At 71.9% G+C, this 14,447-nt stretch carries 13 protein-coding genes; 8 read left to right on the forward strand and 5 right to left on the reverse strand.

The window, feature by feature from the left end; translation table 11 throughout:
- Nucleotides 1–43: 43 nt before the first annotated feature.
- Genes ACIPJI_RS16240 through ACIPJI_RS16250 form a run of 3 tightly spaced genes read left to right on the forward strand, consistent with a single transcriptional unit; the run spans nt 44 to nt 2,946 of the window.
- Nucleotides 44–1,630, forward strand: a complete 1,587-nt coding sequence (locus ACIPJI_RS16240; RefSeq protein ID WP_402246845.1) for a 4-coumarate--CoA ligase family protein — start codon at nt 44–46, stop codon at nt 1,628–1,630.
- Nucleotides 1,631–1,633: 3 nt separating this feature from the next.
- Nucleotides 1,634–2,365 (forward strand): enoyl-CoA hydratase family protein, encoded by a 732-nt coding sequence (locus ACIPJI_RS16245; protein ID WP_402246847.1) that lies wholly within the window; start codon nt 1,634–1,636, stop codon nt 2,363–2,365.
- Nucleotides 2,353–2,946 (forward strand): TetR/AcrR family transcriptional regulator, encoded by a 594-nt coding sequence (locus ACIPJI_RS16250; protein WP_307707007.1) that lies wholly within the window; start codon nt 2,353–2,355, stop codon nt 2,944–2,946. Before ACIPJI_RS16245 ends, ACIPJI_RS16250 begins: the two co-directional genes overlap by 13 nt.
- A 78-nt stretch (nt 2,947–3,024) precedes the next feature.
- Here ACIPJI_RS16250 and ACIPJI_RS16255 read toward each other — a convergent pair whose 3' ends face one another.
- On the reverse strand, nt 3,025–4,125 hold the full coding sequence (locus tag ACIPJI_RS16255; RefSeq protein WP_402246849.1) for a citrate synthase 2: 1,101 nt from the start codon (nt 4,123–4,125) through the stop codon (nt 3,025–3,027).
- 413 nt (nt 4,126–4,538) lie between these two features.
- Here ACIPJI_RS16255 and pdxH point away from each other — a divergent pair, with 413 nt between their 5' ends.
- Both pdxH and ACIPJI_RS16265 read left to right on the forward strand, forming a co-directional pair.
- Entirely contained in the window at nt 4,539–5,162 is a 624-nt protein-coding gene (gene pdxH, locus ACIPJI_RS16260) for a pyridoxamine 5'-phosphate oxidase (RefSeq protein WP_356619036.1), read from the forward strand.
- Nucleotides 5,163–5,657: 495 nt separating this feature from the next.
- Nucleotides 5,658–7,046: a PAS domain-containing protein gene (locus tag ACIPJI_RS16265; protein WP_402246851.1), complete on the forward strand. Its 1,389-nt coding sequence runs from the start codon at nt 5,658–5,660 to the stop codon at nt 7,044–7,046.
- A gap of 47 nt (nt 7,047–7,093) precedes the next feature.
- Here the strand turns inward: ACIPJI_RS16265 and ACIPJI_RS16270 are convergent, their stop codons facing one another.
- Nucleotides 7,094–7,849: an SIS domain-containing protein gene (locus ACIPJI_RS16270; protein ID WP_307707004.1), complete on the reverse strand. Its 756-nt coding sequence runs from the start codon at nt 7,847–7,849 to the stop codon at nt 7,094–7,096.
- A gap of 188 nt (nt 7,850–8,037) precedes the next feature.
- Here ACIPJI_RS16270 and ACIPJI_RS16275 point away from each other — a divergent pair, with 188 nt between their 5' ends.
- The 3 genes from ACIPJI_RS16275 (at nt 8,038) to ACIPJI_RS16285 (ending at nt 10,990) form a co-directional block, all read left to right on the forward strand.
- Complete coding sequence (locus tag ACIPJI_RS16275) at nt 8,038–8,730, forward strand: metal-dependent transcriptional regulator (RefSeq protein WP_159690750.1); 693 nt, start codon at nt 8,038–8,040, stop codon at nt 8,728–8,730.
- 629 nt (nt 8,731–9,359) lie between these two features.
- On the forward strand, nt 9,360–10,223 hold the full coding sequence (locus ACIPJI_RS16280; protein WP_356619034.1) for an alpha/beta hydrolase: 864 nt from the start codon (nt 9,360–9,362) through the stop codon (nt 10,221–10,223).
- Nucleotides 10,220–10,990, forward strand: coding sequence for a hypothetical protein (locus ACIPJI_RS16285; RefSeq protein ID WP_402246853.1), 771 nt, complete (start codon nt 10,220–10,222; stop codon nt 10,988–10,990). The genes ACIPJI_RS16280 and ACIPJI_RS16285 overlap by 4 nt, the downstream gene beginning before the upstream one ends.
- On the opposite strand, the gene ACIPJI_RS16290 is transcribed toward ACIPJI_RS16285, so the two are convergent.
- From ACIPJI_RS16290 to ACIPJI_RS16300, 3 genes are all read right to left on the reverse strand, one after another.
- Nucleotides 10,983–11,837 (reverse strand): hypothetical protein, encoded by an 855-nt coding sequence (locus ACIPJI_RS16290; RefSeq protein WP_402246855.1) that lies wholly within the window; start codon nt 11,835–11,837, stop codon nt 10,983–10,985. The two genes, ACIPJI_RS16285 and ACIPJI_RS16290, sit on opposite strands and share 8 nt — an antisense overlap.
- Before the next feature lie 167 nt (nt 11,838–12,004).
- Nucleotides 12,005–13,627 carry a transporter gene (locus ACIPJI_RS16295; RefSeq protein WP_402247168.1) on the reverse strand — a complete coding sequence of 541 codons (1,623 nt, stop codon included), beginning with the start codon at nt 13,625–13,627 and terminating at the stop codon, nt 12,005–12,007.
- Nucleotides 13,603–14,415, reverse strand: a complete 813-nt coding sequence (locus ACIPJI_RS16300) for an ABC transporter ATP-binding protein (RefSeq protein ID WP_356618687.1) — start codon at nt 14,413–14,415, stop codon at nt 13,603–13,605. The genes ACIPJI_RS16295 and ACIPJI_RS16300 overlap by 25 nt, the downstream gene beginning before the upstream one ends.
- Between the last annotated feature and the right edge of the window lie 32 nt (nt 14,416–14,447).

The following is a 14,447-nucleotide window of genomic DNA, read 5'->3' on the forward strand; positions in this document are numbered from 1 at the left end:
AGACGACATTCTGGCCGTCCACACACGCCGAGGGAGCGCACACATGGTGTTCCGCAGCAGCTACGCAGATGTCCCGGCAGTCGTCGAACCCATCCACGAGTGCGTGCTCGCGAGAGCCGCCGAGTACGCAGACACCGTCGCCCTCGTCGACGGAGTGAACGGCACCACCGTCACTTACCGGCAACTCGACCGGTTCCACCGGCGCATCGCCGCCGCGCTCGCCGACGCCGGTCTGCGCAAGGGCGACGTCCTGGCGCTGCACAGCCCCAACACGGTCGCCTACCCCGCCGTGTTCTACGGGGCCACCCGCGCCGGCGCCGCCGTCACCACCGTCCATCCGCTGGCCACGGCCGAGGAGTTCGCCAAGCAGCTGCGCGACTCCTCCGCCCGCTGGATCGTCACCGTCTCCCCCCTGCTCGAAGTGGCCCGCAGAGCCGCCGAACTCGCCGCGGGGATCGAGGAGATCTTCGTCTGCGACCGCGCGGACGGGCACGTCAGCGTCCTCGACATGCTCGGCTCCACCGCACCGGAGCCCGACGTCACCATCGACCCGTCGAACGACGTCGCCGCCCTGCCGTACTCGTCCGGCACGACCGGCGTGCCCAAAGGCGTGATGCTCACGCACCGGTCCATCGCCACCAACCTGGCGCAGCTCGAACCGGTCGCCCCGGCGGGACCCGGGCACCGCATCCTGGCCGTCCTGCCCTTCTTCCACATCTACGGGCTCACCGCCCTGATGAACGCCCCGCTCAAGCAGGGCGCGACCGTCGTCGTCCTGCCCCGCTTCGAGCTCGACACCTTCCTCGGCGCGATCCAGGAACACCGCATCAACGGGCTGTACGTCGCCCCGCCCATCGTCCTCGCGCTCGCCAAGCACCCGGCCGTCGCCACCTACGACCTCTCGTCGCTGGAATACATCCTCAGCGCCGCCGCCCCGCTCGACGCGAGCCTCGCCGAGGCATGCTCGAAACGGCTCGGGCTGCCGCCGGTACGGCAGGCGTACGGCATGACAGAGCTCTCACCGGGCACCCACGTCGTACCGCTCACCGCACAGAACCCTCCGCCCGGCACCGTGGGCCTCCTGCTGCCCTGCACCGAGATGCGCATCCTCGACCTCGACGGCTCCGGCAGGGAACTGGGCGCCGGCGAAGAGGGCGAGATCGCCATCCGCGGCCCGCAGGTGATGAAGGGCTACCTGGGCCGGCCGGACGCCACCGCCGCGATGATCGACGAGGACGGCTGGGTCCACACCGGCGACGTCGGGCGCGTCGACGACGACGGTTGGCTGTTCGTCGTCGACCGGGTGAAGGAACTCATCAAGTACAAGGGCTACCAGGTCGCGCCCGCGGAGCTGGAGGCGCTGCTGCTCACCCACGAAGCGATCGCGGACGCGGCGGTCATCGGCGTCAACGACGACGACGGCAACGAGATACCGAAGGCGTACGTCGTACGGCAGCCGGGCACCGAACACCTGAAGGAGGAGGACGTCCTCGACTTCGTCGCCGCCCAGGTGTCCCCGTACAAGAAGATCCGCCGCGTCGAGTTCATCGGCGCCGTCCCCCGCGCCGCGTCCGGGAAGATCCTCCGGAGGGAACTGCGGGTCCGCGAGAACGGTACGAAGGAGCAGTAGCACGTGACCATCGCCACCACGCACGAGCGCGGCATCACCACCCTGACCCTCGACTCGCCGGCCAACCGCAACGCCCTGACGGCGAGGCTCGTCGGCGAACTCACGGAAGCGCTCGGGAAGTGCGCCCACGACGGGGACGTACGCGCCGTCGTGCTCACGCACACCGGCTCCACGTTCAGCGCGGGCGCCGACCTCAAGTCACCGCCCAACCCGTACACGTTCGTCGGACTGCTCCGGCAGATCGTGACACTGCCCAAGCCCGTGGTGGCGAGGGTCGCCGGCCATGTGCGGGCCGGCGGACTCGGCCTCGTCGGCGCCTGCGACGTCGCCGCCGCCAGCTCGGACTCCGACTTCGCGTTCACCGAAGTGCGCATCGGCGTCGCGCCCGCCGTCATCTCCCTGCCGCTGCTGCCCCGCATGGACCCCCGGGCCGCCGGACGCTACTACCTCACCGGCGAACGCTTCGACGCGGCGGAAGCCGCCCGCACCGGGCTGCTCACCCTCACCGCGGACGACGTCGACACGGCCCTCGCGCCGCTCCTCGACGGGCTGCGCAGGGCCTCCCCCCAGGGGCTGGCGGCATCGAAGGAACTGGTCACGGCTAGGGTGCTGGAAACCTTCGACCACGACGCGGAGGACCTGGTCCAGCGCTCGGCGTCGCTGTTCGCATCGTCCGAGGCGCGCGAAGGGATGACGGCCTTCCTCGAACGACGGGACCCCGCATGGGTGTTGTGACGCCACCGACCGCCAAGGCCCCCAAACAGGACCGCAGCCGGGCGACCCGGCAGCGGCTGCTGGAGGCCGCGGTGGCCTGCCTGGCCGAGGTCGGCTGGGCAGGCTCCACGGTCTCGGTGGTGGCCGAACGGGCCGGCGTCTCACGCGGCGCGGCACAGCACCACTTCCCGACCCGCGAGGACCTGTTCACGGCCGCCGTCGAATACGTGGCCCAGGAACGCTCGCAAGCGCTGCGGGAACTCCCGTCACAGGACCGCGCCGCCGTCGTCGCCGCACTCGTCGATCTCTACACCGGGCCGCTGTTCCGGGCCGCGCTCCATCTGTGGGTGGCCGCGTCCAACGAGGAACAGCTGCGCCCCCGGGTCACCGAACTCGAGGCGAAGGTGGGCCGCGAGACCCACCGCATCGCGGTCCGCCTGCTGAACGCGGACGAGTCCCGCCCGGGCGTCCGCGAAACCGTCCAGGGCCTGCTGGACATGGCCCGCGGCCTGGGCCTGGCCAACCTCCTCACCGACGACGCGGCCCGCCGGGAACGGGTCGTGGCGCAGTGGGCGGCGCTGGTGGAGGAGGCGCTCGGCTGAGTCCGGGCGGGGCGCGTACACCCCGCCCGGCGGCCTGCCGTCGGCCGAGCGGCCAGCGGTCGGCCGAGCCGCCTGCCGTCAGCCGGCGATGTCCTCGTAGCCCGGGACCTCGCGCGGGCTGCGGGCAGCCGGTCCCACGTAGCGCGCCGACGGACGCACCAGCCGGCCCGTGCGCTTCTGCTCCAGGATGTGCGCCGACCAGCCGGCCGTACGGGCACACGTGAACATCGACGTGAACATGTGCGCCGGGACCTCCGCGAAGTCCAGCATGATCGCGGCCCAGAACTCGACGTTGGTCGCCAGCACCCGGTCCGGGCGGCGGTTGTGCAACTCCTCCAGCGCAGCCTTCTCCAGCGCCTCCGCCACCTCGAAGCGCGGCGCGGCCAGCTCCTTCGCCGTACGGCGCAGCACCCGGGCCCGCGGGTCCTCCGCGCGGTAGACGCGGTGCCCGAAGCCCATCAGCCGCTCACCCTTGTCCAGCGCACGCTTCACGTACGCCGTCGCGTCACCGGTCCGCTCGATCTCCTCGATCATGCCGAGGACCCGGGACGGCGCACCGCCGTGCAGCGGACCGGACATCGCGCCCACCGCGCCGGACAGCGCCGCCGCGACGTCCGCGCCGGTGGACGCGATGACACGGGCCGTGAACGTCGAGGCGTTCATGCCGTGCTCCGCGGCCGACGTCCAGTACGCGTCGACGGCCTTGACGTGCCGCGGGTCGGGCTCGCCGCGCCAGCGGATCATGAACCGCTCGACGATGGACTCCGCCTTGTCGATCTCGTTCTGCGGAACCATCGGCAGACCCTGGCCACGGGCACTCTGTGCCACGTACGAGAGCGCCATCACGGCCGCCCGCGCAAGGTCGTCACGGGCCTGCGCCTCATCGATGTCGAGCAGCGGTTTGAGACCCCACACCGGCGCGAGCATCGCCAGCGCCGACTGCACGTCGACCCGGATGTCGCCGGAGTGCACCGGGATCGGAAACGGTTCTGCGGGCGGCAGGCCCGGGTTGAAGGCGCCGTCGACGAGCAGGCCCCACACGTTCCCGAAAGACACGTGCCCGACCAGTTCCTCGATGTCGACGCCCCGGTAGCGGAGCGAGCCGCCCTCCTTGTCCGGTTCGGCGATCTCCGTCTCGAACGCGACGACTCCCTCGAGTCCAGGTACGAAGTCGGACATCAGGCGGCTCCTCAAGACGTGTGCGACAAGACGTGTGCGGCAAAGGCGGGTGCGGCATACGGCGGCCGACGGGCAGGTCGGTCCCTCCGGTGATGCCCCGTGCGGCCGGTGGTCACCCAACCGCCGGGGAGGCAGGCACGATATCCCCTGGTGTATGGAGGCCACAGTGGCCGGACCCAAGATTTTGGCGGGTCCGGCCGATGCGGGGAAGCGTGACATCCGGCACACTGCCCCATTTCGACCGAGGAGGATTGACGGCACTCCGTGCCGGGCAAACTCGGTCCCTACGGCAGGATGGCGTCGTGACCGACCACGCCGCCGCTCCCGAACCCCGCCCCTCGGACGTGACCGTCGCGGGCCTGCCCGTGCCCCACCCGGCGGAGACGGAACTCGTCGTCCCGGACCCCGCCGTCATGCGTGAGCAGTACCGCTCGACACCGCTCGACGAGGACGCACTGGCCGCGGGACCCATGGAACAGTTCGCGCAGTGGTTCGCCGAGGCCGCAGCGGCAGCCCTGCTGGAGCCCAACGCCATGATCGTCTCGACGGCGACACCCGACGGCAGGCCCTCCTCGCGCACGGTGCTGCTGAAGCAGTACGACGCCCGCGGCTTCGTCTTCTTCACCAACTACGACTCGCGGAAGGGCCGCGAGATCGACGCCAACCCGCACGTCTCGCTGCTCTTCCCCTGGCACCCGCTCGAGCGCCAGATCATCGTCACCGGCCGCGCCGCCCGCATCGGCAGCGACGAGACCGCCGCCTACTTCCGCACCCGCCCCCACGGCTCCCAGCTCGGCGCCTGGGCGAGCGACCAGTCCCAGGTGATCTCCTCACGCGAGGAACTGCTGCGCCGGTACGAGGAGCTGTCAGCCCGCTACCCCGAGGGCACCCAGGTGCCCGCGCCCGCCCACTGGGGCGGCATCAGGGTCGTACCCGACGCGGTGGAGTTCTGGCAGGGCCACGAGAACCGCCTCCACGACCGGCTGCGGTACGTCCGCACGGACGGCGGCTGGCGCGTCGAACGCCTGGCGCCCTGAGCGGTCCGCAGGCCCCTGGGAACGCAGACGACCCGTGGGCCTTTGGTCCCTCCGTCCGGACGGAGGGAGCCGGCCGGACTTACCGGCGGCCCACGGGTCGGGTGACTGCTTGGGTTTCGGCAGACGACTGCCGAGGTGCACAGAGTGCGACGGCAGGCGTCAGCCCGCAGCCACCTCGCTTGTCCGGTAAGAAATCACTTCCGGATCACCTCCTTTCTGAGCGTGCCCACACCTTAAAAAGCGTCGGCGGCCGGGATCAACCTGTTTTTTCGTGTCTTTTCCCGGACCCTCTCCGACCTGCGCGTTCCCCGGGAACTCACGTCGGGCGGCGATCACAGGGCCGCTCGACGGAGCAGTTCCTCCATGACCGGCAGGGTGTCGACCGTCCCGGGCAGGGGCGATTTCCGGGAACCGTATGTGTTGTGCGTCACGTTGAAGTTGAATGGTCGTGACGGGCATGAGCGCACGTGGACACGTCCTGCAGGGGGTCCCGGGATGAGTGCTTCCAGGAGTGAGATCACCGACGCGCCCGGTGCCGGCGGGCGCGAGCCGGGGCCGCCGGGGGCGGATCTGCTCGCGGCGCTGCTCGACGGCATGGACGCCGCGCTGTGCGCCTTCGACGCCGCGGGGGTCGTGACGCACTGGAACCGCGAGGCGGAGCGGATACTCGGCTGGTCGGCGCGGGAGGCCGTCGGGCGGCGGGGCTTCGCCGGGTGGGCCGTGCGCAGCGCGGACGCGGCCGAGGTGCAGGGGCGGCTGATGGCCGCGATGGACGCGCCGGGCCGGCAGGTGCACGAGTTCGCGCTGCTGCGGAAGGACGGCGGGCGGGTTCTCGTACGGACCCAGTCCGCGCGGGTACTGGGCCCGGACGGTAAGCCGGCCGGGGTGTACTGCGCCTTCAGCGAGGTGCACACCCAGATCGACCTGGAGCGGTCCATCGCGCTGAGCGAGGCGCTCTTCGACGAGGCGTCGTGGGGCGTCGTGCTGGTCGACGTGGATCTGAGGCCCGCCGTCGTCAACGGCGAGGCGGCCCGTGCGCTCGGGGCGGGCCGTACGTCCGCGCTCGGGCGGCCGCTCGGCGAGCTGCTGGAGCAGGGCGTGGAGGAGCTCGAGGGCGCGCTGCACCATGTGCTGGCGGAGGGCGCGCCCCGGGGTCTGGTGGACCTGTGGGTGGCCGTCGCGTCGGCGGACGGGCGGGAGCAACGGCGTTGCTGGCGCAGCGGGTTCGTGCGGTTGGCCTCCCCGCTGGCGGAGGAGCCGGTTCCGCTCGGGGTGGGGTGGCTGTTCCACGACGTGACGGACGCCAAGCTGGCGGAGCAGGAGGCGAACCGGCTGCGGTTCAGGTCGAGTCAGCTGCACCGGGCGGGGCGTGCGGCCTCCGAGTGCGAGGACCCGCTGGAGGCGGCGACCGCGTATCTCGACTTCGCGCTGGCGGGTTTCGCCGACCACGCCCTGCTCGACGTGACGGAGGGCGGCGGTGCGGGCAGCGGTGGTAGCGAGGGCGGCGGGGAGCGGTTGGTGCGGGCCGTCGCGTCACCGGCCGGCGGGCCCGGCCCCGCCGCGGGAGTGGCGGGCGGCGGGCTTCCGGTGCGGTACGCCGCCGGGCACCCGGCGCTCCAGGCCGTGGAGCGGCTCGGGTCGGTGCGGGCGAGCGTCGGCACGGAGGGCACGCCCGGGGAGTGGGCGGAGCGCCGGCAGTGGCCCGAGGACGCGGCGCACGCCCTGTGCACGGTGCTGCGCAGCCGCGGCCGGACGGTCGGCGTGCTGACCTTCCTGCGCGGCGCGGCCCGTCCGGCGTTCGAGCGTCCGGACGCCGTGTACGCGGAGAGCGTCGCGGTGCTCACCGCCTCGGCACTGGACCTGGCGCAGTCGACGGGCGACTGAGGCAGCCGGCCGCCGACCCCCTGCCCGGGCCCAGGACCCCGGCGGCGTCAGTGGCGGAAGAAGATGCGGTCCCGGTACTCGGCCATCACGCGGCCGTTCCACTCGTGCCCGCCGTCGACGTTGCCCGAGCGCAGCAGCGGCGGCTCGATGCCCCGATCGGCGAGCTGCTCGGCGGCGGCGGCCATCGTCGCCTGCATCAGTGCGCTGGTCACGACGGTCGAGGCGGGACCGAACGGCGCCTCGATGCTCTCGTGGGTCAGCTCCGCGTCGCCGACGGCGATGTGGGAGTCGAGCACGATGTCGCAGTGGTCCTTGAGGAACGTGCCCGACGTGTGGCGGGACTTCGTCTCCGTGGCGTAGGCGACGGAGGTCACACCGATGACCGTGAGGCCGAGGGCGCGGGCGTTCATGGCCATCTCGACGGGCAGCGCGTTGCGGCCCGAGAGGGAGATGATCACGAGCAGGTCACCGGCCCGGGCGGGGCTGGAGTCGAGCACCGCGCCGGCGAGCCCGTCGACGCGCTCGAGCGCGGAGCCGAGGGTGGCCGGCATGACGTCGACGCCGACGACGCCGGGGACGGCGAGCAGGTTCATCACGGCGAGACCGCCGGCCCGGTAGACGACGTCCTGCGCGGCGAGCGAGGAGTGCCCGGCGCCGAACGCGAAGAGCCGGCCGCCCGCTTCCACGGTGTCGGCGACTGCCGAACCGGCGGCCGCGATGTTTTGGGACTCCTCGTCCCGCACGCGCTGCAGCAGACCGATCGCGGCGTCGAAGAACTGACCGGCCAGCTTGCTCTCGCTCATCGCCGAGCCCTTTCCGCAGGGGTGTGGGAATACCGGTGGTACCCGTGTCGCGGATCACGTTGCGGTCTGGACCATTGCCCTGTCAATACGGTCCTGGCACAGCGCGGCACGGTTGTCGGCGCGATGCGCAAGAATTGACCTGGGGCCAGCGAACGACTGATTTCAAGTCACAGCATCGAGGGGCACGTATGTCCGGACTGATCGACACGACGGAGATGTATCTCCGCACCATCCTCGAGCTCGAGGAGGAAGGTGTGGTGCCCATGCGGGCCCGAATCGCGGAGCGGCTCGACCAGAGCGGTCCGACGGTCAGCCAGACCGTGGCGCGCATGGAGCGCGACGGTCTGGTGACGGTGGCAGGGGACCGGCATCTGGAACTGACCGGCGAAGGCCGGCAGCTGGCCACACGCGTGATGCGCAAGCACCGGCTCGCCGAGTGTCTGCTCGTCGACGTGATCGGGCTGGAGTGGGAGCAGGTCCACGCGGAGGCCTGCCGCTGGGAGCACGTGATGAGCGAGGCGGTGGAGCGGCGGGTGCTGGAGCTGCTGCGTCACCCGACGGAGTCGCCGTACGGGAATCCGATCCCGGGCCTCGAGGAGCTGGGGGAGAAGGCCGAGGCCGACCCGTTCCTGGACGACAGCATGGTCTCCCTGGCCGAGCTGGACCCGGGCCCGGACGGCAAGACGGTCGTCGTGCGGCGGATCGGCGAGCCGATCCAGACCGACGCCCAGCTGATGTACACGCTGCGGCGTGCGGGCGTGCAGCCCGGTTCCGTGGTGAGCGTGACGGAGTCGGCGGGCGGTGTGCTCGTGGGCAGCAGCGGTGAGGCGGCGGAGCTGGAGGCCGAGGTCGCCTCGCACGTGTTCGTCGCGAAGCGCTGAGACGGCGGCGTCCTGAAGCGCTGACGCGGCGTAGCGCGTCGAGCGCTGCTTCGCATCCGGACCGGCCCCGGCCCCCTCACCGGAGGGCGGCGGGGCCGGTTCGTTTTTTCACCTGGATGAAACCGTTTTCCGTCCGGAACGGCAGCGGCCGCCGCAATCGCGTGCCACTCTGAGGCTGAGGCATATGACCACGGCCGGGGGGTGGGGACCCCCACCGAGGGCAGGGGAGGGATCCGGTGATGCGCCCGTCGTACACCCCGCGCGGGAACCGGCGCGGACGCCCGCGCGGACGTGCGGGTGCCTCCTTGTGCTGCCGCTTCTGCGGGGACCCACCGACAGGAAGGGGTCCCGGCGCCCGAGGGCGCCGGGACCTGTCCTCCCCTGTGCTGACCCGGAGCCCCGAGCTCCCAGGGTCAATCCCCACGGACCGTTTTTCCCCGAGCGGTCCGCCTCCCGCAGAAGATCTCCCCTCGGTAGCGCGAGTCAATCCCGACATGTGGTCACTCGAACGAGCGGTGTTGCGTGGCAGAACCGCGTTTTCGAATACAGGTTCGATAGTCTGACGGAGTTCGACACGGGGCTCACACGAGCCAGTCCTACTCGGGGGAGAGAAGGGGGTGCCAGGGCCGATGGTGCGGCGCATCGACGTGACCGGAGCAGGTGGCGTACGCCTGGCTGCCTGGGAGTTCGCGGACCCGCCCAAGGGCCGCGCGGAAGGGGACCACGCCCCGGGGGTCTTATTGCTCCACGGCCTGATGGGCCGGGCATCGCACTGGGCCTCGACGGCCCGGTGGCTCACCGAGCGGCACCGCGCGGTCGCGCTCGACCAGCGGGGCCACGGCCGCAGTGACAAACCCGCGGAAGGGCCGTACACCCGCGACGCGTACGTGGCGGACGCCGAGGCCGCGATCGAGCAACTCGGCCTCGCTCCCGTGACCCTGATCGGTCACGCGATGGGCGCCCTCACCGCCTGGCAGCTCGCGGCCAAGCGCCCCGACCTGGTCCAGGCCCTGATCATCTGCGACATGCGGGCCTCCGCGCTCGGCGCCGCGTCGCAGCGCGAGTGGGAGGAGTGGTTCCGCTCCTGGCCCGTCCCCTTCGCGACCCTGGCGGACGTCCGCAAGTGGTTCGGCGAGGACGATCCCCGCGTCGAGCGGCCGAACCCGGCCCGCGGCGAGTTCTTCGCCGAGGTCATGGCGGAGCGCGCCGACGGCTGGCGCCCGGTGTTCTCCCGCCGGCAGATGCTCACGTCGCGGGAGACATGGGTCCACGACGCCCATTGGGAGGAACTGGCCCAGGTCCGCTGCCCCACGCTGGTGGTCCGCGGACTCGACGGCGAACTGGGCCGCGCGGAGGCCCAGGAGATGGTCCGCGTACTGCCCCGCGGCCAGTACGGCGAGGTGTCCGACGCGGGCCACCTGGTCCACTACGACTGCCCGTCCGGCTGGCGGACGGCGATCGAGCCGTTCCTGGACGGCGTCCTGACGCCGTGACTCCGGTCACGCAGGGCGAGTTGCAGATCCTCGGCGTCGAACTGCCGGACGCCGGGGTGGCCGTGTGCGTCGTGCGGTGCGTGGGCGGCGTCGCGCGGACGGGGCAGGAGTACGAGGCCGGGAGCCTCGTACTCCAGCGGATCGAGAAGTACGGACACAGCCTGGACGCCGTCGACCCTCCCCACAGCGCCCAGGTGCGTCTGGTGGGGGAGGGCGCGGCCCGTCTCCGGGCCAGGACCGTCATATCGACCGACGGGCCCCGCCGTTACGGGTATGTGGGCCCGCCCGAGCTGTGGCGGGCCGCCGAGGACGCGCCGGGGGGCCGGATCGTGCGCGGCAGGGACGACTTCGAGGCGTGGGCGGCCGAGCAGGACCCTGCCGACTTCGCGGAGCCGTTCACCTATGTCGTCGGCGGTGACGGGTTCCTGCGGCTCGCCCCCCGGCGCAGCGAGCATGTGGCCTGCGCCGGCCGGGAGCACGTGCTCGCGGCCGGCGAGGTGGCCTTCGGCCGGTCGGCGGGCCGCCCGGAAGCGGTCGAGGTCAGCAACCTGTCCACCGGGTACTGCCCGGACCCCGACTGCTGGCCGGCGGTCGCCGCCGCCCTCGACCGCGCGGGGGTCGTGAGGCCGGAGCGGTTCACGCACGAGATCGTCTTCCGTCGCTGCACGGGGTGCGGCGAACTCGGCATCGTGCGCGAGGGCGACTTCGTATGCGTCTTCTGCGGACGGGACCTGCCGGCGGCGGCCGTCGCCGGGGGCCTCAGCTGAGCGGTTTGCGGATCTCCTCGCGCACCTTCGCCGTGGCCTCCGCCGCGGCCGCCAGGTCCGTCTCCTTTGGGGACTGCGTCGCGCCGGCGGCCGTGACCACGCTCACCGACGCGTTGGTGTTGTCGTCGGCCCAGGCGCAGATGGGGAGCTGCGCGGTGCCGCCGCCGTCCTGCGTCATGGTCACCACCTGACAGGTGATTGTGACGTCGGAGCCGGCCGGGACGAAGTCCTTCGCCGGTACGGCGAGCGTGGCGCCCTCGGCCGTGGCCGCGCCGTCGAGGATCTTCTCGCGGGCGGCGGCCGGGTCCTTGATCCGGCCGTGCATACCGGAGATCACCAGGACGCCGCCCTCGGACACGGACGTGTACTGGGCCACCGTGGCCTGCGGGTCGCGGATGACGGACTCGTCCACGGGGGAGGATTCGAGCTGCTCCTGCCGCTGGGCCGACTGGTCGTCGGCGAGCGCGTACGTCCCGTCGAGGAGCGTCTTCGGCGCCGTCAGTCCGTACTCGGCCGCCGGGAAGCCGCTGCCACCGCCCGCCCGGTCGGAGCGCAGATCGACGTTGTTGCCGAACCAGGCGAGGAGCAGGACCAACGGGATCGCCCCGAGCGACAGACCGAGGATCAGCCCCGTGCGGCTCTTCTTCGGCGGCACGGGAGGCGGCCCGTACGGCGACGGCCCGCCCCACCCACCCACCGCCGGGTGGGGCTGCTGCCCGTAACCGGGCTGCGCCTGCCCGGCCTGCTGCGGGTACTGCGGATACCCCGTCTGCTGCTGATACTGCTGGTACGGAGGTTGGCCGTACGGGTTCGGGTGCTGCCCGTACGGGTTCTGAGGCGTCGACATGATCATGACGCTACGTCATGACGGTCCGACCGGTTCCCTGTCCACCGGGCTGCCTCATGTCCTGCCGGCGAGTAGAAGCGCGCATCGCCGCTGAAGCCGACGGCCGCCGTCCCACCCCCTGACCGGGGGTCGGACGGCGGCCGTTCAGCGGTCGAGCGCCAGGCCCGTCATCCCTTGCTGACCGCCGTGAGGATCTCCGGCAGTCGCCTCGCCGTCTGCGGCGCCGCCAGTCGCACGCCCGCCCAGGTGATCAGTGCCCCGTACACGGCGCCCACCGGCAGTACCGTCCACTGGGTCTCGCTGCCGGAGCCGGCCGAGGCGTTCAGCATGATCGTGAGGACGATCACCGGTGCGCACAGCAGCGCCGCCATGACCACGCCGCCGAAGATGGAGAGCCACGCCAGCCCGCCCTGCCCCGGGGCCACGTTCTTGTACGCGCTGTCCTGCGGGATCGAGTACGGGAAACGGGCCGAGGCCACCGCGCCCGTCGCCAGCATCGCGCCGAGCAGGGCGAAGGACACGCCGAGCGCCTCCGGCAGGTCGTGCCACTCACCGAGCGCCGCGGCCGTGAGCACCACGACCAGCGCGGTGTACGGGAGGGTGATGACGAGCAGCGCCAGTGTCCGGGCGCGCAGTTCCTCGTACGCGTCGCGCGTGGAGGAGATCGTCAGCGCCACCATCCAGAAGGCCGAGGTGTCCTGGCCGAACTGGTTGTACATCATGATGCCGAGCATCCAGGCGGCGAAGCACGCGAAGTAGATCGAGCCGGTGCCCTGGAGGGCGTTGAAGATCGGCACGATCAGTCCGATGGCCAGCGACGACACCCAGGCGCCCTTGGTCTTCGGGTCGCGCCAGATGTACTTGAGACTGCGCTGCATCACCGTCCCCGTGCGGCCCTCCGGCAGCAGCCGGTGCAGACCGGAGGTGGTGCCCTTGCGGGTCGGCTCGGACGCCGCGGCCAGCGTGGACCCGTCCGGGGCGGTCATCAGCTTGGTCAGGCTGTGCCGCCAGGTCCGCAGCAGCAGGACGAGCGCCACCGCGGAGAGGGTGAGCTGGGCGAGGGCCTGGCCGTACGCGCCGTCGCTCGCGGAGTCCACCGCGCCGATCGCGGACGCCGGCGGCACCCACCGTACGATCGCCGCCGCCGGGTCCAGTGCCGCGAGGCCGCCCGCGTCGCCGAGACGCTGCACGCCGAAGTTCACGAACTGGATGCCCACCGCGATCAACAGGCCGCTGAGCACGGCCAGGTCGCGGCCCTTGCGGGAGGTGAGCAGCCGGATGTTCGCCGCCGCGACCGTGCGGGCGAGCGCCAGGCAGACCAGCAGGGCGAGCGGGACGGCGACGAGGGACACCAGTGCCGCGACGACGCCGTGGGACAGCGCGAACGCCGAACCCACGACCATGCAGAGCGTGAACAGCGGGCCGATGCCCATCAGGGACGCGACGAGCAGCGCGGTCACCAGCGGCCCCGGCCTGAGCGGCAGCATCACCAGGCGCGTCGGGTCCAGCGTCTCGTCGCCGCTCGGGAAGAACAGCGGCAACACCGCCCAGCCGAGTGCCAGCAGACCCGTCAGCAGGACGACGAGCGACATGGCGTGCTCGTTGCCGCGCAGCATGATCAGGCCCAGCAGCTGGACGGCGGCGAGCAGCAGCACGAAGACCATCGAGACGACGAACGCGGTCCTGCGGCCCGACGACTGGCGCAGCCCGTTGCGCAGCAGCGACAGCTTCAGACGTACGAAGACGGAGGTCAGGGACGCGGTGCTCAACGCGCACCGCCGCCGAGCCAGTCCAGCGACTCCCCGTTGTCCCTGCCCTGCGCGCCGACCAGTTCGAGGAACGCGGCCTGGAGCGACGGGGCGTCGCCGCGCACCTCGGCCAGCGGGCCCTGTGCGCGGATCGTGCCGGCCGCCATGACCGCCACCCAGTCGCACAGCGACTCGACCAGCTCCATCACGTGGCTGGAGAAGACGACGGTCGCGCCGGAGGCGGTGTACCGCTCGAGCACCCCGCGGATCGTCTGCGCGGACACCGGGTCGACACCCTCGAACGGCTCGTCGAGGAAGAGCACTTCCGGGTTGTGCAGCAGCGCCGCCGCCAGGCCGATCTTCTTGCGCATGCCGGTCGAGTAGTCGACGACCAGCTTGTGCTGCGCGCCCGCCAGGTCCAGCACGTCCAGCAGCTGACCGGCGCGCTTGTCGACCTCGTCGCCCGGCAGGCCGCGCAACCTGCCGTTGTAGGCGAGCAGTTCGCGGCCGGACAGCCGCTCGAACAGCCGAAGGCCCTCCGGCAGGACGCCGATGCGCGACTTGACCTCGACCGGGTCGCGCCATACGTCGTGCCCCGCGACCTGGACCCGGCCCTGGTCCGGGCGGAGCAGGCCGGTGACCATCGACAGGGTCGTGGTCTTGCCCGCGCCGTTCGGTCCGACCAGGCCGATGAAGCTGCCGGCCGGCAGGGTCAGATCGATCCCCGCGACGGCGATCTGCTCGCCGAACCGCTTCCACAGACCTTCGACTTGCACGGCGGGCGGTGCCGTCCGTACCCCGCCCTTCCCCTCAACTGCCTGGTCCGGCATGTGTTTCCGCGCCTTTCGGAGTCCCCGTACGT

Origin of the sequence: Streptomyces sp. NPDC086835, from assembly GCF_044745705.1 — a bacterium.
Classification (GTDB): Bacteria; Actinomycetota; Actinomycetes; order Streptomycetales; family Streptomycetaceae; genus Streptomyces.